Raw genomic sequence first — 17,668 nt, 5'->3', positions numbered from 1 at the left:
TCCCGAAATCTGACGAATGCTCTTGTCATTCACTGACCCCTACGCCTGAATCCTCTTTGTCATAAGTGAGTTTGCTCATGAATGCCTCTATTTCGACAGCCAAACCCGCCATGCTGTCACTGCCCCGTAAGCCCAAGTATGTGATGCTTGCGACCGATATCGATTTCTTCGATCTGTTTAAAAAGATCGATAAGCGCTTCGACAGCTGCTTTATGCTGGAGTCCCTCGGCGAGGAAAGCCACATCTCCCGCCATTCGATAATCGGTTTTGACCCTGAAAAACAGCTTTACGCTCAGGGAAAGACCCTTTTTATTGAGGACCGTGATGGCAACACCGAAGCCTACGACAGCGAAAATCCGTATTACCTGCTGCGTGACATCATTCCCCAGAACATTATTTCTCGCCGTTATGCCGGTGGACTGACCGGTTACCTTGGTTACGATGCCATGAACTACTTTGAGCCCTCGCTCAATATTCAAAGCAGCGAGATGTTCGATGCCTTCCGCTTTGGCTTGTACAAGGATGGCCTGACACTCGACAAGATGACGGGTGAAGTCTTCTACTTCTACTACGATGAGAACCGCTACGAGCAAATCAAAGCGCTGATCGAAAGCCCTTATGAGGGTAACGGCGAGCTAAAAATCACCCCGCTTGGCGAAACCATGAGCCGTGAGCAGCATGCCGATGCGGTCATGAAGGTGAAGCAGGACATTATCGACGGTAAAATTTTTCAGGCCGAAGTCGGCTTCAAATCCCGCTTCAGGCTCGAAGGCGACACCATTAACCTTTACGAGCAGCTACGTGAAGTGAATCCTTCGCCACAGATGTATTACGTCAAGTTTGGTGACCAGAAGATGATTGGCGCCAGCCCTGAGCTGCTGTTCCGCCTGCGTCAGGGCGAAATGGAAACCTTCCCGCTGGCCGGTACCGCCGGTCGAGGCAAAACACCTCAGGAAGATACAGCGCTGGCACGCAAGCTCCTGAACGATCCGAAAGAGATCGCCGAGCACAACATGATCGTTGATCTGCACCGTAACGATATTGGCCGTGTGGCCCAGTTTGGCACGGTCAAGGTCCGCAGCCTTATGGACATCAAGCGCTTCAGTCACGTTCAGCATATCTCCTCAGAGATCGTCGGCATCCTGGCGGAAAGTGAGGATATGTTCTCAGCCCTCGCCAGTAACTTCCCGGCAGGCACACTCACCGGAGCGCCGAAAATTGAGGCCATGAAGATTATCGACGGACTGGAGTCAGAAGGCCGCGGCCCCTACGGCGGTGCCTTAGGTCACTTCTCCTTTAATGGTGACTGCATTTTCGCTATCCCGATTCGCACTATTTTTGCCAACGGCGAAGAGAGCTACGTACAAACCTGTGGCGGTAATGTCTACGACTCTAACCCTGAAGATGAATATCAGGAGATCCAGCGCAAGTTTGCCGGCACCCGCAAAGTGCTGGAAATGTTTATGGTGAAAGGAGAAGAGGCATGAAGGTTTATATCATCGATAACTACGACTCTTTCACCTACAACCTTTATCAGTTCGTTGGGGAAATTCTGCAGTCCGAGCAGTTCCAGGGTCGCATCAGTCATTTTGAAGTCGTTGTAAAACGTAATGATGAAGTGACGCTGGCTGATATCCGGGACTATAACCCGGACCGGATCATTATCTCGCCGGGGCCCGGTTCTCCTGAAGATGCCAGCTATTTTGGCGTCTGCGCCGAGGTGATTCTTGAACTAGGGAAAACCATCCCCTTACTGGGTGTTTGTCTGGGTATGCAGGGGATTGTTCATGTGTTCGGTGGCAAGGTCGTGAAAGCCCCTTTACCCATGCACGGTAAAACCAGCCCCATCACTCACGATGGCAGCAGCGTATTTCAAGACACACCGGATCAGCTGGAGGTAATGCGCTATCACTCCCTGATGGCCGAGGCAGAAAGCTTCCCGGACTGCCTGCGCGTGACTGCCAGTGTAGGTGCTCTTCAGCGTGAAGACTTCGTCAATCTGGAAACGGTTCGCCAAGGCGGCAAGTTCGAGCTGATGGGTGTTCAACACCGGGACTATCCTATTCATGGCATCCAGTTCCATCCGGAGTCTTTTGCGACGGAAGGCGGTAAAGAATTGGTATCTAACTTCCTCTTTCACGCCTGAACACACTCTCACAGGCTAAAACTCCCCGACCATTCACGCCCGGTATAACCGGGCGTTTCCATTCTGGATCGCCATTGCTAATTGGCGATTTCTTAACAGCCTGCACTCCAAAACACTCTCTGTTCAAAATTTGATCTGACAATAGTGTTCAAACGTACTAGGTTCAGATGAATCCAAAAAATTTATGGGTCAACTCTCAGGGCTAACACGTTCAGCACCGAGGCTGTTTCAGATTTAAGTCAGAGTTAAGCTTTACATGATTCATTAATCTTCCTTGATTGGTACAACTTGAAAGCAAGATGACGGTATACATTCTTCTTTGTCAGCAAAATGTTGACTCATGTCATGACAGTCGTAAGTTTTCAGTCTGTAATAGTCTCGGTGAAATGATTCGGTATGTATTTCGCTTACAAGGATTGGCTATGCAACAACGACACCCTTTCCGACGCGATTTACCTCACTCTGCTATTAGTCTGAAAAACCTCTCTTTACGTTCTCTGGAGCCGTATCTAATGGAGATGAAGCAATGACCATCGCGCGTAAATTTGTGATCGCCCTCACCAGCCTGATCGTGCTCATGATTGTGATCACTGGCGCACTGACCATTAGCGGAGTGAATAAAGACACACTCGCTGACGCTAAGCGGCAAAGTGATGAAGCCACTCAACAGACCCAGCGAATTCTTGATGTTACTGACGCACTCATGAAAGAGCGCGTGAAAAGTAGCATGGCCCAACTCATGGAACAGGGTAAGCAAATCGGCACTCCTACTCTTGGCAGTCAGGTGACAGTCAAAGAGAAACAGGTGCCTCAGCTGCTTCTGGGCGACAAACCTCAAGCGAACAACTTTGATCTGGTTGATGGCATCACCGCCAAGATGGGCGGTACCGCGACTCTCTTTGTGAAATCCGGTGATGAATATGTTCGTGTATCCACTAACGTCATGACGGATAAGGGCCGTGCTATCGGCACTATCCTCGCGCCCGGCGGCGGCGCGATCAAAAAAATCAACGCTAATACCGCGTTTTATGGCCAGGTTGATATTCTCGGCAACCCCTACCTCACTGGCTATGAACCCATGCATGACGCCAGTGGCAACACCGTTGGTATCTGGTATGTCGGTTATAAGGCTGACCTTGCGACCCTGACTGACTACATCGCCAGCACTCGCGTCATGGAACATGGCTTCGTCGCATTGATTGATAACAAAGACCGTATTCGTGCCTTCTCATCTACTGTCGACCAAGACACCGTTGAATCAGCACTGAAAGGTGCAGATGGCTGGCAGGTGAAAAAGACACCTTATGATGCCTGGGGCTATACCATCGTTACTGCTTACGATGATGACGAAGTCAATTCCATGATTGCCTCGCAAACGGGCTCTCTTCTGGCCAAGATCATCATCGCCGGCGTGATTGTCATTGTGGCTGTTTTGCTGATGCTTCGTACCATGGTTTCCAGTCCACTGAGTAAGGTCATTGAGCGCATCAAGGAAATCACCGCAGGTGATGGTGATCTGACGCTGCGTCTTAACTACACCGGTAAAGATGAAGTCTCCCTGATGTCACAGGAGTTCGACAAACTGCTGGACCAGATTCAGCATACGGTCTCTCATGTGAAGGAGATGAGCGGCACCCTCACCAGCTCATCGGCTGAGCTTTCAAATATTGCGGCTCGCTCAAATCAGGTACTGCTTTCACAGTCCAGCAATACCGACCAGGTCGCCAGTGCCATCCATGAAATGTCTGCATCCCTACAGGACGTTACTCATCGTCTTGAAAGCGCAGCCAGCCTGACCAGCGCCACCAATCACAAGGCGCTGGAAGGCGATGAGCGACTCAAGCATAGTCTCGGCGCCATCGTGAACCAGTCTGAGCAAATGGAACAAGCGGTTAGTGTGATTGATGAGCTGAATGAAGCCAGCAAGGGCATCGGGCAAGTACTGGAGGTTATTCAGAATATTGCCGAGCAAACCAACCTACTGGCATTGAACGCGGCGATTGAGGCGGCACGTGCTGGTGAGCAGGGCCGTGGTTTTGCGGTGGTAGCGGATGAGGTTCGTTCTCTGGCGAGCCGTACTCAGGCCTCAACAGAAGAAATTCATAAAATGATCGAGCGCTTGCAGTCTGACGTTCGACGCGCCCAGAGCGTGATGTACGAAAATAGCGAGAGTGCGAAGCAAAACGCATCCGACATCTCCAGCCTCTCTGATATTCTGCAGGCCATCATTACCGATGTATCGGAAGTGGACTCCTTTAATCAGACACTAGCCTCAGCGGCAAGCGAGCAAATGGCGGTGGTTGAGAACATCAACCAGTCCATTCAGGAGATTACAACGCTGTCTAATGATAGCCGTAAACTCTCTGCCACTACCTCTGAGTACAGCGAGAAGCTGACTCTGGCGGCTGATGAAATGCAGAAAACGGTTAACCACTACCGTACCTGATTCGTCGCTAAAACTCTGAACATACCCGGCGCTGTCCGGGTATTTTTTTACTTGCACCACAACGTGGCCACCAGAGCGCCCCCCCCCCCTTGCTGCCGCTGATCGGCTCCGCTCCCTGACTGGCCCACCCGCTTTGCTTTTTCAGGGCATAAAAAAACCGGCAGTGAATGCCGGTTTTCCGTTACCCGAATAAGCTTACAGACGCTTCAGCATATCCGCAGTTTCATTCTCAACCAATGATGGGTCCAGGGCTTTGGCTTCATCATTACGAGCTGCCTGTAGCGCCTGGAAGTAGGCTTCATCCACGTCACCAGTAATGTACTGGCCGTTGAATACAGAGCAGTCGAACTCAGTAGCAGGAGAATCCGCACCTTCAGTAGATGCGATCAGATCGTCAAGATCCTGATATACCAGCCAGTCTGCACCGATGTAGTCGCACACTTCCTGCTCAGTACGACCATGAGCAACCAACTCCTGAACAGCAGGCATATCAATACCGTAAACGTTCGGGAAGCGAATCGCAGGAGCGGCAGAAGCGATGTACACCTTCTTAGCGCCGCACTCACGCGCCATCTCAATGATCTGACGTGAAGTGGTACCGCGCACGATAGAATCATCGACCAGCATGACCACACGATCTTTGAACTCAAGCTCAATGGGGCTTAACTTCTGGCGCACGGATTTCTCACGCACTTTCTGACCCGGCATGATGAAGGTACGACCGATATAGCGGTTCTTTACAAAGCCTTCACGCATTTTGACACCCAGCTTCAGTGCCATCTGCATGGCCGCAGTACGGCTGGTATCCGGGATAGGAATAACAACATCAATATCATGATCAGGGCGCTCATTACTGACCTTGTCAGCCAGAAACTCACCCATGCGCAAACGTGCTTTGTACACTGAAATACCATCAATGATGGAGTCAGGACGAGCCAGATAGACATGTTCGAAAATACAGGGACGATATGTCGTCGCTTTTGCACATACTTTACTGTGCAGCTTGCCATCTTCAGTAATAAATACCGCTTCGCCTGGCTCTACGTCACGCAGCAGGCGGAAACCACCACCCAAAAGCGCACAGCTTTCAGAAGCGATCATGTACTCATGGCCCTTCTCAGTTTCACGCACGCCAATACACATTGGACGAATACCGTTGGGATCACGGAAACCAAGAATACCGTAGCCGGTAATAAGCGCGACCACAGCATAGGCGCCACGAATACGGTCGTAGACTTTACCCATAGCCTCAAACAGGCAGTCAGGCGTCAGCACCATTTTGTGCTGCACTTGCAGCTCATGGGCCAGAACGTTGAGCAAAACTTCAGAGTCTGAGGTGGTATTAAGATGGCGAAGATCCTCACGGAAGAGGTCTTCTGCAAGTTCTCTGGTATTGGTCAGGTTACCGTTATGGGCCAGTGCAATACCGTAGGGTGAGTTCACATAGAACGGCTGTGCCTCTGCCGCACTTGAGCTACCTGCAGTGGGGTAACGCACATGACCGATACCCACATTACCCAAGAGCTGTTTCATATGACGAGTACGGAAAACATCACGCACTTGTCCATTGTCCTTGCGAAGAAAAAACCGTCCTTGCTGACTGGTCACCATTCCTGCCGCGTCTTGCCCCCGATGCTGGAGGACAGTCAGGGCATCAAAGATTTCCTGATTGACATGGGAATTGGCAACGATGCCGACGATACCACACATGAAGTTCACCTCAGATTAACTAACATGTGACTGCGCAAGGCAGCCAGCGACTCTCGGGGAGTTATTGTCCAACCGACAGTACAGCCCCTGACACATCTTTCAGAAGTGACAGTGACCAGGATTCCATCATTTTGAACTCGGGGATAAGGCGTGAGCTCTGCCACCAAAGGTCATTCACTACAGGGGTGTAGGATAACATGGCGACAGCAACGACCACGAGAATACATCCTCGAGCAACACCAAATACTATGCCAAGAACACGATCAGTACCGCTAAGTCCGGTAGCCTTCACCAACTGACCCACCAGATACCCGACCATCGCACCAATAATCAGACTGACGATAAACAACGCAATAAAAGCGCTGGCAACGCGAATAGAGGGTGTCTGGATATAGGGAGCGAGAATAACAGCTAACTGATCGGTAAAGAGCCTGGCAATAATGAATGCGACAACCCAGGTAATCAGGGACATAGCTTCGCGCATGAAACCACGCGTGAGACTAATAATACCGGACAGTCCGATGACCCCTAAAATGACCCAATCGGCCCAGTTCATTCCTGACTCCTATAGCGATGGCGTGCGCATTCTAACAGAAGCACTACCGCTGTACACGAACACTTATAAATCCGACCATTCACATGGTTTTTGGCGATTTTCAGGGCTGATAACGCACGACAAAGCCATTCAGTTTAAATTTGGACTTCACCTGATCCTTAATCGCATTCAGCGCATCTTTATCAAGCTCTGGCCCAACGTAAACCTTATGAAGCCCGCCATTAAGCGCCTGATAGGATTTGAAGCCCTGGCTTTTAAGCTTATTCATTAGTCGATCAGCATTTTGCTCATCCTTGAAACTTGCCACCTGCAAAGACCAGGACACAGGGGCGCCGTTCGTATCGGTTTTTACTTCAGCAACGGGCTCTGGAGCCGGCGTTTTAACCTCTTCTTTCACAGGCTCAGCGGGCGCGGCTGGCGCTGTTGAAACCTGAGCGGTGTCAGATTGAGCTGCTCCGGTTTTAGTAGCTGTCGGAGAAGCATCACCACCGTTGTCTGTCGCCAGACCGGGTGGTGCTTCGACCATGATCTGATCATCATTCTTAGCGATAGGTGCTGGCGCTTGTGATTCAGCAATCGGAGCCACCGGCTGTTGTGGTTCAGTGGTATTCGCTGTCGGAACTGAGGGACGATCCGGGACTTCCTGCTGCAGCTGAGGTAAAGATGACATTCCATCTCCGTCCCAGAAGCTAATTGCCCAGATGCCAATCACAATAACCAGAGCAATTGAGCCGACTATCCGATACCGAAATTCAGCAGGCATGTTAAATCCTTATAGGTTTGACATTTAACCGAGTTGGGCAAAACCGCCTTCGGCTTAGTGATCAGGTTGCGACTCGAGCAACCCCAGCATCCCGGTCACAGTGACAAATGAGCCAAAAACCAGAATCAAATCTTCAGGCTCACTGATCGCGATTAAATCTTTCGTTGCGGCATTAAGATCCGATGAACTGCTATGGCTGGCAACGTTGGAATGTCCTTCCATCTCGGTCTGAAGCAATCCCTCAAGTTGTACTGCAGTCTGTCCACGGGGGCCATCTAAACCAATCAGCTGCCAGTGACTGACGGAGGAAATCAGCGCCTTAAATACACCTTTGCAGTCCTTGTCAGCCAGCATGCCGCACAATGCCAGTACCTTACGCTCAGGAGCGCGTTTCTTAAGCCACTGAGCCATATGGCGTGCAGCTTCCGGGTTATGCGCGACATCCAGCATCCAATGCCGCCCCTGCCAAAAGACTTGCTGAAAACGCCCGCGTAGCGAAGCATTCTTGAGTGTATTGCGCGTAACATCGACCGAAGCAGGCAACATCCCCAGCCACGAAGCAGCTTGCAACGCGGGGGCCATGTTTCGAACGGGCAGTCCTGGCTGTTCGATGCTGTCAAGAAACCATGGTGCGCCATTGGGCAACACGCCAAAACAGCGGTAACCTTCTGGCTCCTCGGAGATACCGAACTGCTCACCAATACGAATAAGCTGCGCTCCCAACATCGAGGCATGACGCGCAATGGACGCTGGCATATCAGGCTCAGCACAGATAGCCAGGGCACCAGGGCGAAAAATACCCGCCTTTTCGTAGCCAATGTTCTCCCGGTCAGTACCCAGCCAATCCGCATGATCAATATCGATTGAAGTCAGTACCGCAATATCGGCATCAATAATATTGACGGCATCCAGTCGACCACCCAGACCCACTTCCAGAATCGCCAGATCCAAAGACTCGCGGGCAAGTAGCCACAGCGCCGCCAGTGTGCCCATTTCGAAATAGGTCAGCGTCATTTGAGGATCGAGTTTTTGCGAGCAGGCATGAATCGTCTCGAAAGCCTCACATAGAGCTTCATCCGAAACCTCATTACCCTCAAGCCAGATGCGCTCGTTGTAACGCAGGAAGTGAGGGGATGTATAAACACCAACACGATAGCCCGCAGCGCAGCACAAATCACGCAAGTAAGTGACCGTGGAGCCTTTGCCATTGGTACCGCCAACAGTAACGATCTTTTTGGCGACCTCGGGTTGACCCAGTGCCTGCCAGACACGACTGACCCGTTCAAGACCAAGATCAATCGCTTTCGGATGTTGTTGTTCCATCCACGACAGCCACTGCGAAAGGCTTTGCTTAGACTCTGACATGATGATACCGATCAGCTTCCGGCGACCCCGTCTGGGGTGAGAAATGAAAAGCCGACGATGTCAGCAAGACAAGGTCGGCTTAAAAAAGCGCAAAGAGTACTTACTCTTCTTCTGTCTCTACCTGAATCTGTGGCAGGTGTGAGAACTTGCGAAGCATTCCGCCAACACGCTCACGCATATGTTTACGATGAACGATCATGTCAATTGCACCGTGCTCCAGCAGGAACTCGGAACGCTGGAAGCCTTCAGGCAACTTCTGACGAACGGTTTGCTCGATAACACGCGGGCCGGCAAAGCCGATCAGCGCGTTAGGCTCGGCAATATTCAGATCACCCAACATTGCCAGACTCGCTGATACACCGCCAAACACAGGGTCAGTAAGCACAGAAATATAAGGGATGCCTGCCTGCTTAAGTTTCTCAAGGGCAGCACTGGTTTTGGCCATCTGCATCAGGGAGAAAAGCGCTTCCTGCATACGCGCACCACCGGAGGCTGCAAAGCAAACCAGTGGTACCCGATTTTCGAGCGCATAGGTTGCGGCGCGAACAAAACGCTCACCCACGACGGAACCCATGGATCCGCCCATAAAGCTAAATTCAAAAGCCACAGCAGCGATGGGCAGACCATCGACCGTACCGCTCATAGCAATCAGCGCATCTTTCTCATTGGTGTCACGCTGAGCACTCTGAATACGATCACGATAACGCTTGGTATCGCGGAACTTCAGACGATCTGTCGGCTCGACTTCTGCACCGATTTCATTGCGATTCTCCGCATCCAGAAAGATGTCCAGACGACGGCGAGCACTGACTCGCATGTGATGGTCACACTTGGGGCAAACATCCAGGCTTTTATCCAGCTCAGGCTTGTACAGTACAGCCTCACACTTTGGGCACTTCTTCCAAAGCCCTTCAGGCACTGAAGATGCGGTCGTTTTACGCTGAACACGCACCAGAGAAGGAACAATTTTTTCTAGCCAGTTACTCATAAGTTCTCCGAGCTCTTCGGCAACAAACAGTGGTAAACCACCCTACCGTTTCTGCTGAGCTAACACTTTTCTATTCTTGTCAGGAATCCATTGCCTGGCGCATATCATTCAGGATGGCAGGCACTTCACGCAGAATCGCCGCACTGTCCTCCTGATACTCCGCCATCTTATTCACGAGCACACTGCCCACGATAACACCGTCCGCGACTGCCGCCACGGCTTTTGCAGACGCGGCATCACGAATACCAAAACCTACGCCGACAGGCTGAGAGACATCTTCACGAATACGAGCCACCTGCCGCTCAACGTCAGCCGTATCCAGAATGGCAGAGCCCGTTACGCCTTTAAGAGAGACATAATAGACATAGCCACTGCCCGCTTTTTCAACGGCCTTGATACGTGATTTCTGACTGGTTGGCGCCAGCAGGAAGATCGTGTCGATATTACGATCTTTCAATAACTGCGGCATCTCTTCTGCTTCTTCAGGTGGCATATCCACCAGCAAAACGCCATCAATACCTGCCGCCGCAGCAGCATCAGCAAAGACCTCATGACCCATCATTTCGACAGGGTTCATATACCCCATCAAAACTACCGGGGTTTTATCATCTTGCTGGCGAAAGGATTTTACCATGTCCAGCACATCCGCCAACCGTGTGCCGTGCTTAAGCGCACGCTCACAAGCTAACTGAATGACCGGACCATCAGCCATGGGATCAGAGAAGGGAATGCCCAGCTCAATCACATCAGCACCAGCTTTTACCATCTCATGCATCAGCGGAACTGTCAGCGACTGACCACCATCACCAGCAGTGATATAAGGGATCAGCGCCTGACGGCCCTGGCTTTTCAACTCACTAAAACAGGTCGCTATGCGGCTCATCTTGATTCCTTAGACATCAATGCCATCGATGGCTGCTACAGTATGAATATCCTTGTCACCACGACCTGAAAGGTTGACGACCAGAATACTGTCTTTAGGCATAGTAGGCGCAATCTTGATCGCATGAGCGACCGCATGGCTAGACTCCAGCGCAGGCATGATACCTTCAACCCGGGTCAGCATACGGAAAGCATTCATGGCTTCATCATCCGTCGCGGCAACGTATTCTGCACGCCCGGTATCTTTAAGCCATGCATGCTCAGGTCCAACACCTGGATAATCCAGACCGGCTGAAACCGAGTGAGTGCCCTGAATCTGACCGGCATCATCCGCCATTAGATAGGTGCGGTTTCCATGCAGTACACCAGGACGCCCTGCGGTTAACGGAGCCGCATGCTCACCAGTCTCAAGACCATGACCACCTGCTTCAACACCGATCATGCGCACGGAAGTATCTTCAATAAAGGGATAGAACATTCCAATCGCGTTGGAGCCACCACCGACACAGGCAATTACAGCATCCGGCAGGCGACCCGCTTGTTCGAGGCACTGTTCGCGAGCTTCACGACCAATCACAGACTGGAAATCACGTACCATTTTTGGATAAGGATGAGGGCCAGCCGCAGTACCAATGATATAGAAGGTATTGTCGATATTAGTGACCCAGTCACGCATCGCTTCGTTAAGGGCATCCTTGAGCGTTTTAGTACCAGAAGTCACAGGAACCACTTTGGCGCCCAACAACTTCATCCGGTACACATTGAGTGCCTGACGACGAATATCCTCTTCACCCATATAGACAACACATTCAAGGCCCAGGCGCGCAGCTACCGTTGCAGAAGCAACGCCATGCTGGCCGGCGCCCGTCTCGGCAATGATGCGGGGCTTGCCAATTTTCTTCGCCAGTAGCGCCTGTCCAATGGTGTTGTTTACCTTGTGCGCGCCGGTATGGTTCAGATCTTCACGCTTGAGATAAATCTGCGCACCACCCAACTCGCGAGAAAGACGCTCAGCATGGTAAAGCGGCGAAGGACGGCCAACGTAGTATTTCAGGTCGCGGTCAAACTCTTCGATGAACTCAGGGTCTTTCCACATTTCCTCGTAAGTAGCGGTCAGCTCCTCGAGCGCGGCCATCAGGGTTTCTGAGACGAAACGTCCACCGTAGGGACCAAAATGCCCCCGCTCATCTGGGAGATTGATCAAATCTTTGGGATCAACGTGCGTCACTGCGAAACACCCCTTGCATAAATTTACTAATCAAATCAGCAGACTTGCTGCCAGGTGCAGACTCAACACCACCACTGACATCTACAGCGTAGGGATGAACCTGTGTAATAGCTTGTTCGACATTCTGCGGCGTTAAGCCACCCGCCAGAATAATGGGCTTAGCCAACGCACTGGGCAAAACATCCCAATTGAACGTTTGTCCGGTACCACCAGGTATTCCAGGCTGGTAGGCATCAACCAGAAGCGCTTGGGCACTCATGAACTCCTGTGCGATCTTGTGAAGATCAACACCTGGTTTCATCCGCACCGCTTTTATATAGGGTAAAGAAAACTGCTCACAATACTCGGGCGTCTCATCACCATGAAACTGCAGTAACGAAAGCCCGGCTTCCTTCACAGCCTGGGCTACGAAAGTAACCTCAGCGTCTACAAACAAGCCCACTTTTTCGATAAACGGTGGAAGTTTGGAGGTGATCGCCCGGCATCGTTCGATATCAATGTTGCGTTTACTTTTGGCGTAAAAAACAAAACCTAACGCATCTGCACCTGCATCAATGGCCTCAAGACCATCCTCAAGTGTACCAATTCCGCATATCTTGACCCGGGTACGTGCCATAGTGTGAACGGTTCCAAAATGAGGGCATGTTACCAGAACAAGGGATACACCCCAAGATAACAACAACTTGCGATTATATTGGGTGAACGCTAAGCCTTATTCCTTGCTTGATTTCACATAGGCCATACGGTTCTGGCTAGTCATCAGAAATCAGCCCACGCAGAAAGTGTGGCCCCAACGGCTGTTGCGGCAGTTCAAAGTCAGGATATCCCGCCTGCACCAGATACAGACCGTAAGGAGGCGCAGTCACTCCGCCTTGGGTTCGATCCCGAGCCTCAAGCACTTCTTTTGCCCACTCAGGTTCTGCCTCACCCGCACCGATCTTGATCAGCACGCCAGCGAGATTTCTCACCATATGATGCAGGAATGCATTCGCTTTAACATCCAGAACGACATAGCCACCCACCTGCTCAACGCGAAGGTGCATCAAAGTGCGCACCGGACTTTTCGCCTGACACTGAACAGCACGAAAAGAGGTAAAGTCGTGCTCACCCAACAGATAGTTGGCCGCTTTCTGCATCCGCTGAACATCGAGCGTTTTGTATGTCCAGGTCACCTGTTTGCTCATGACAGCGGGACGGACCTGATCACTAAAGATCACGTAGCGGTACCGGCGGTTTCGAGCGCTGAAGCGAGCATGAAAACTGTCATCAACCGGACTCGCCCACTTGACGCAAACATCATCAGGAAGTCTGGAGTTAGTACCGAATAGCCAGGCACGCATTTCCCGAAAGGCGTGAGTTTCAAAGTGAACAACCTGCTCGCTACCATGAACCCCCGCGTCTGTCCGACCGGCACAAACGACATTCACAGGCTCGTTTGCCACATGCGCCAGCGCCTGTTCTAGCGCGGCCTGTACTGTGCGAATTCCTGATTTCTGTGACTGCCACCCATAAAACCGGCTGCCGTCATACTCAACTCCCAAAGCCACCCTATAGAGGGCAGGAGCGTCACTCTGCTGCATGCACACCACTACTCTGTTGTTTTGACCGGAAAAAATCAGGTTCTGGCCACTGAATTACTTATCGCTGTGTTCGCAACCAACCTAAAAGGCAAGTTGCCTACCTGAGGAAAAATAAAAAACCCCGGCACCTCTCAAAGCACCGGGGCCAATATCACATTGTATTTAACCCAGTGAAGCTAGCAGCTCTTGCGCTTCCTGTTGTTGTACTTCCGAGCCCTCGCTCATGACCTCCTGAAGGATGTCGCGCGCACCGTCAATATCTTCCATATCCAGATAGGCTCTGGCCAAGTCCAGCTTTGTCGCCGCTTCATCTGCGCCGGAGAGGAAAGTAAAATCCTCTTCGCCCAACGCTTCCTCCTCAACAAAGCCGCCTTGATCTGCCTCAGCAAGAAGCGCATCCAGCTCTTCATCCAGGCTTAGCATATTGGGATCAGTATCTTCGATGACGGCCTCATCTTCGACCAGAACATCATCCAGGTCATCCAGCTCGCTCAGATCTGCAACTTCTTCAAGATCCGGGATAGATTCATCATCTGCAGCCCCGTCATCCTGATCGAGCAAAGCATCAATATCATCCTGACCAAATTCATCCTCTGGTTCAGGAAGCGCATCTTCTGTGGCCTCGGAAACCTCAGCTACTGGCTCGCTATCAATGTCAGGCTCATCTGATGCGATATTATTTTCCTGCATCAGTGTCTGCACAAAGGCTTCTTCATCCTGCTCTGGCGTATCACTGACATCCAGAGAAACGCTCTGTGCCAGGTCATCCTCATCAAACTCGCCAATTTGCCGGCTCGTCTCCACCTCTGACTGTTCTTCTTGCTCTGCGGCTGCCTCATTGAGAAGGTCATCAAGATCTGAATCACTGACTTCCTCAGCAGCACTTTCATCAACTGACTCTTCAGGGAAAACGCCCGCTGCTTCATTTTCAGCCTCTTCGAGCAAAGAGCTTGTTTCTTCTTCAGAATCATCAAGATCAAGGTCGATATCTGCTAAAGGGTCGCTGGCTGCTGCAAGCGCTTCGATTTCGCTCTCGATATCTGAACCGGCGTCTTCATCAATCTCTTCATCCAGATCAAAAGGATCATCTGCCGCATTGAAAGGATCCGTTGGATCGGGAGACTCCATATCGAGGTCCAGATCCTCATCAAAGAGTTCGTCAAAACCATCGAGCGGGTCCACCTCTTCAAACTCCGGCTCCTCCGACATCGACTGCGCATCAATATAAGCGGCAGCTGCTGCTCCAGCGGCGGCCCCTGTAGCGGCATCCGCCATCTGGTTACGGGCCTGCATCTGCTCTTCAAGCTCCCGACGGATTTTCTCAGTAGAGTCCTCGTCCGAACCTGAGCGCTTCCGCAGCCAAAGCAGTAAACCAATCAGTAAAGCAACCAGTGCTGCTGCCCCAGCGATCAAATACGTCAGAGGAATTCCGGCCAGTGAATCTTCAGAGGCCGCAGGAGTGACAGGCTCTTCCTTCTTCTCATCCTCTTTTGGGGCCTCTACAGTCTGAGCTTGCGCTTCCTGCTGTTGTTTGAGCATTGCCTCAAGCTCAGCATTACGTTTACGCAAGTCATCATTATCCGTTTGCGTTGACTTAAGCGAACTTTGTAAACCGGCTAGCTCTTCATTCTTGGCGGTAAGGAGCTTAGTAATCACATCAATCTGAGCCTGCATATCTGCCAGCTGGCTCTTGGTATCCGCGTACTCGCTCTTAGTTTTATCCAGTTCTTCCTGCGTCAGACTCAGCTTGTCTTGTAAGCTTTTAAAGCGGCTATTAACGTCCGGAATTCGACCATCACCTGTTCCGTCAGTCGCAGTAGCAGCTTCCTCCGCTTTCGGCGTTGTAAGACGTAACTGACCCTGTTCCTTTGGTTCGACTTTAGGTGCGGGAGTTTCTGCTTTTTTATTCGTCAAAGCAGCTTTGGCTTTCGGCGCTGCGCCCCGGGTTCGCCATAGACGGTTTTGACGGGCGACTTCTTTCAGTGCCTGATCAAAATTCAGCTTACGAATTTCCTGCAAGGAAGGAATCTTAAGTACTGAGCCACGCTTAATCTGATTAATGTTGCCATTTATGAATGCATCAGGATTAACCCGCTGGAAAGCCAGCATGACCTGCTGAGGACTAACACCGGAGACAGGACGATTTTTAAGAGCAATTGACCAGAGAGTATCAGCTCTCCCGACTCGTACCGACTTACCCGGCACAGATTGGGTTTGAACGGTCTCAGCGGGCACTTTCGAGATCACAGGTTCCGCGGGAGAGTTATCTGGAACACCTCCGCTAAAAGGGCGGTCAGGTGTTCGATAATCCGAAGCAGCCTGAGCCCCTGCTGGCAAATTACCAATGAGCTGGACTGAAGCAGGAGGCGGATCAAAGAACAGGGTGTATTCGCGTGCACGACTCCCTTGGGGCCAGGTCACTTCAACAATAAAATTCAGATAGGTCGTATCAACGGGCCGTAAACTGGTCGCACGAATAAATGCCTGACCATTACGAGTCATTAATTGCAAACGGATACTTGATAATAAGGCAGATGCCGGTGTGGCAGAGCGATCAGCCAGGCGCACTTGCATCTGAGAAAGATCGACACTTCCTACATCATTCAGGGGGAGTTCGGCATTAAGAGGCTGATCAATATAGGAGCCCAGAGAGGCTTCCCCCAGGGACAAGGCCCATGAAGCTGGTGCATAAAAAGCACCAGCCAGTAGAACACTCGTTGCTATTTTACGCAGCATTCGACGTCCTGACCCTCTGTAATCATCCTTATGAACCTCATCACAGTACTAAAAAATGAGGAACGACAGAAGCTGCGCTGAGTGCATGGCATAAGCAAAGTAGCAGCACTTAGCATAGAGCTTGCGTTTCGAGTATATGCATTGTGACACGCTGTGTCTAACTGGAGGAAAAGCCGGAATCAATGGCGATTCAAACAGTTAGACAACTTAGTCAGAGAGACATTCTTAGCCCTGTAATGCGGATACTGCGCTAAGAATGTTAGCAGCGACACCTTTACGGATATTGTCGGCAACACACCAGAGCGCAATGCGCTTGGCGTTGTGAGGATGCTGCTGGGCTAACTGAACAAGGATTTGCTCTTTACCAGCGGCCTGGTCCGCTGGCGTAACCACTTCCTTGGTCCAGCTGAGATCTGCTATAGCGTTTATAGCTGTAGAGAGCTGTTCTTCCCTCAGGGCTTCGGCCAGATCCAAATGCAACATGAAGCCAGACCCATAGATAACAGGCACCCAGGCTGAAGAGACCATCACGGAGCCGGCATCAATAGTGGTGAGACGCACAACCTCACTGGCCAGCTGCTGATCATAGGCTTCATCAGTTTTAATCACATTAAAACCAAGCGTAGCAGGCATCAGCTCACGAGGCGCATCCTCGCGGCCCTTGCCGCTCATCATATGCACGGTCTGTTTAACCAGCTCTTCCACTGCTTCACGACCAGCGCCTGAAGCGGCCTGGTATACCAGCACATCAGCACGGTTAATCTGGGTAACTTGCTGCACGGCTGTCATTACCTGGCTAACGATAGCTGCTGAAGAATCCGCAACCGCAATATGAGCACTCTGCCCCAAGGCTTCAGTACTGATATTTTCAACGTAAAGCGGAATATTCGCATTGCTGCGGGAGTAGCTGCTGGCATCAATAACCTTACAGCCAGCACTGATTGCTTTAGGCACAAAGGTTTCCGACGCATCGGCTGCCGCGACAAAAATCGCCACATTAACGGATGAAAAGTCAAAGGTCGCCACATCCTGGATTTTGATGGAACGCTCTTTGAAATACATAACCTTTCCCAAGGAACGGTCGCTAGCGAGAAGCACCAGCTTTCCAACTGACAGCTCTTTGGATTCCAGTAACTCCAGCAACGACTCACCGACCACACCTGTGGCGCCAACAATGGCGATATCCAACTTCTCTTTCATCTGACTATTCCCGGGCTAAAGCATGTTCTACAGAAGCAGTACACGTTTCTGCAGTTAATATGAAGGTG

At 51.2% G+C, this 17,668-nt stretch carries 14 protein-coding genes; 3 read left to right on the top strand and 11 right to left on the bottom strand.

What is annotated here, in order from left to right; all coding sequences use genetic code 11:
* Positions 1–77 precede the first annotated feature (77 nt).
* The 3 genes from ACKC9G_RS17235 to ACKC9G_RS17225 all read left to right on the top strand — a co-directional run bounded on the left by ACKC9G_RS17235 (position 78) and on the right by ACKC9G_RS17225 (position 4,592).
* Complete coding sequence (locus ACKC9G_RS17235; protein ID WP_411407697.1) at positions 78–1,487, top strand: anthranilate synthase component I family protein; 1,410 nt, start codon at positions 78–80, stop codon at positions 1,485–1,487.
* On the top strand, positions 1,484–2,146 hold the full coding sequence (locus ACKC9G_RS17230) for an anthranilate synthase component II (RefSeq protein ID WP_411407695.1): 663 nt from the start codon (positions 1,484–1,486) through the stop codon (positions 2,144–2,146). The genes ACKC9G_RS17235 and ACKC9G_RS17230 overlap by 4 nt, the downstream gene beginning before the upstream one ends.
* A gap of 526 nt (positions 2,147–2,672) precedes the next feature.
* Positions 2,673–4,592 (top strand): methyl-accepting chemotaxis protein, encoded by a 1,920-nt coding sequence (locus tag ACKC9G_RS17225; RefSeq protein ID WP_411407693.1) that lies wholly within the window; start codon positions 2,673–2,675, stop codon positions 4,590–4,592.
* 195 nt (positions 4,593–4,787) lie between these two features.
* Here the strand turns inward: ACKC9G_RS17225 and purF are convergent, their stop codons facing one another.
* From purF to ACKC9G_RS17170, 11 genes are all read right to left on the bottom strand, one after another.
* The gene (purF, locus tag ACKC9G_RS17220) at positions 4,788–6,302 is read right to left on the bottom strand and encodes an amidophosphoribosyltransferase (protein WP_411407691.1); all 1,515 of its coding nucleotides are present in this window, start codon (positions 6,300–6,302) and stop codon (positions 4,788–4,790) included.
* A gap of 61 nt (positions 6,303–6,363) precedes the next feature.
* Entirely contained in the window at positions 6,364–6,858 is a 495-nt protein-coding gene (locus tag ACKC9G_RS17215; RefSeq protein ID WP_411407689.1) for a CvpA family protein, read from the bottom strand.
* Between the two features lie 100 nt (positions 6,859–6,958).
* Positions 6,959–7,528 carry an SPOR domain-containing protein gene (locus ACKC9G_RS17210; protein WP_411407687.1) on the bottom strand — a complete coding sequence of 190 codons (570 nt, stop codon included), beginning with the start codon at positions 7,526–7,528 and terminating at the stop codon, positions 6,959–6,961.
* Between the two features lie 147 nt (positions 7,529–7,675).
* A complete protein-coding gene (gene folC / locus ACKC9G_RS17205; protein ID WP_411407685.1) occupies positions 7,676–8,986 on the bottom strand; it encodes a bifunctional tetrahydrofolate synthase/dihydrofolate synthase in 1,311 nt (436 codons plus the stop codon).
* A gap of 100 nt (positions 8,987–9,086) precedes the next feature.
* Entirely contained in the window at positions 9,087–9,974 is an 888-nt protein-coding gene (accD, locus tag ACKC9G_RS17200; RefSeq protein WP_411407683.1) for an acetyl-CoA carboxylase, carboxyltransferase subunit beta, read from the bottom strand.
* A gap of 79 nt (positions 9,975–10,053) precedes the next feature.
* Entirely contained in the window at positions 10,054–10,857 is an 804-nt protein-coding gene (gene trpA / locus ACKC9G_RS17195) for a tryptophan synthase subunit alpha (protein ID WP_411407681.1), read from the bottom strand.
* Positions 10,858–10,866: 9 nt separating this feature from the next.
* Positions 10,867–12,084, bottom strand: coding sequence for a tryptophan synthase subunit beta (gene trpB, locus ACKC9G_RS17190; RefSeq protein ID WP_411407679.1), 1,218 nt, complete (start codon positions 12,082–12,084; stop codon positions 10,867–10,869).
* On the bottom strand, positions 12,071–12,700 hold the full coding sequence (locus ACKC9G_RS17185) for a phosphoribosylanthranilate isomerase (protein WP_411407677.1): 630 nt from the start codon (positions 12,698–12,700) through the stop codon (positions 12,071–12,073). Before ACKC9G_RS17185 ends, trpB begins: the two co-directional genes overlap by 14 nt.
* Before the next feature lie 136 nt (positions 12,701–12,836).
* Entirely contained in the window at positions 12,837–13,664 is an 828-nt protein-coding gene (truA, locus tag ACKC9G_RS17180; protein WP_411407675.1) for a tRNA pseudouridine(38-40) synthase TruA, read from the bottom strand.
* Between the two features lie 162 nt (positions 13,665–13,826).
* A complete protein-coding gene (locus tag ACKC9G_RS17175; RefSeq protein ID WP_411407673.1) occupies positions 13,827–16,400 on the bottom strand; it encodes a FimV/HubP family polar landmark protein in 2,574 nt (857 codons plus the stop codon).
* Positions 16,401–16,625: 225 nt separating this feature from the next.
* Positions 16,626–17,600 carry an Asd/ArgC dimerization domain-containing protein gene (locus ACKC9G_RS17170; RefSeq protein ID WP_411407671.1) on the bottom strand — a complete coding sequence of 325 codons (975 nt, stop codon included), beginning with the start codon at positions 17,598–17,600 and terminating at the stop codon, positions 16,626–16,628.
* Positions 17,601–17,668 lie beyond the last annotated feature (68 nt).

Origin of the sequence: Pokkaliibacter sp. CJK22405, assembly GCF_046614695.1 — a bacterium.
Lineage (GTDB): Bacteria > Pseudomonadota > Gammaproteobacteria > Pseudomonadales > Balneatricaceae > Pokkaliibacter.
The sequence above is the reverse complement of the archived record's forward strand: the minus strand, read 5'-3'. Positions and strand labels throughout refer to the sequence as shown.

What these genes read in the sequence shown, in the direction of transcription:
- truA (WP_411407675.1), bottom strand. Translation starts at nt 13,664, where the DNA reads ATGCAGCAGAGTGACGCTCCTGCCCTCTATAGGGTGGCTTTGGGAGTT.
- ACKC9G_RS17230 (WP_411407695.1), top strand. Translation starts at nt 1,484, where the DNA reads ATGAAGGTTTATATCATCGATAACTACGACTCTTTCACCTACAACCTT.
- accD (WP_411407683.1), bottom strand. Translation starts at nt 9,974, where the DNA reads ATGAGTAACTGGCTAGAAAAAATTGTTCCTTCTCTGGTGCGTGTTCAG.
- ACKC9G_RS17235 (WP_411407697.1), top strand. Translation starts at nt 78, where the DNA reads ATGAATGCCTCTATTTCGACAGCCAAACCCGCCATGCTGTCACTGCCC.
- ACKC9G_RS17185 (WP_411407677.1), bottom strand. Translation starts at nt 12,700, where the DNA reads ATGGCACGTACCCGGGTCAAGATATGCGGAATTGGTACACTTGAGGAT.
- ACKC9G_RS17210 (WP_411407687.1), bottom strand. Translation starts at nt 7,528, where the DNA reads ATGTCATCTTTACCTCAGCTGCAGCAGGAAGTCCCGGATCGTCCCTCA.
- purF (WP_411407691.1), bottom strand. Translation starts at nt 6,302, where the DNA reads ATGTGTGGTATCGTCGGCATCGTTGCCAATTCCCATGTCAATCAGGAA.
- ACKC9G_RS17175 (WP_411407673.1), bottom strand. Translation starts at nt 16,400, where the DNA reads ATGCTGCGTAAAATAGCAACGAGTGTTCTACTGGCTGGTGCTTTTTAT.
- ACKC9G_RS17170 (WP_411407671.1), bottom strand. Translation starts at nt 17,600, where the DNA reads ATGAAAGAGAAGTTGGATATCGCCATTGTTGGCGCCACAGGTGTGGTC.
- ACKC9G_RS17215 (WP_411407689.1), bottom strand. Translation starts at nt 6,858, where the DNA reads ATGAACTGGGCCGATTGGGTCATTTTAGGGGTCATCGGACTGTCCGGT.
- ACKC9G_RS17225 (WP_411407693.1), top strand. Translation starts at nt 2,673, where the DNA reads ATGACCATCGCGCGTAAATTTGTGATCGCCCTCACCAGCCTGATCGTG.
- trpA (WP_411407681.1), bottom strand. Translation starts at nt 10,857, where the DNA reads ATGAGCCGCATAGCGACCTGTTTTAGTGAGTTGAAAAGCCAGGGCCGT.
- folC (WP_411407685.1), bottom strand. Translation starts at nt 8,986, where the DNA reads ATGTCAGAGTCTAAGCAAAGCCTTTCGCAGTGGCTGTCGTGGATGGAA.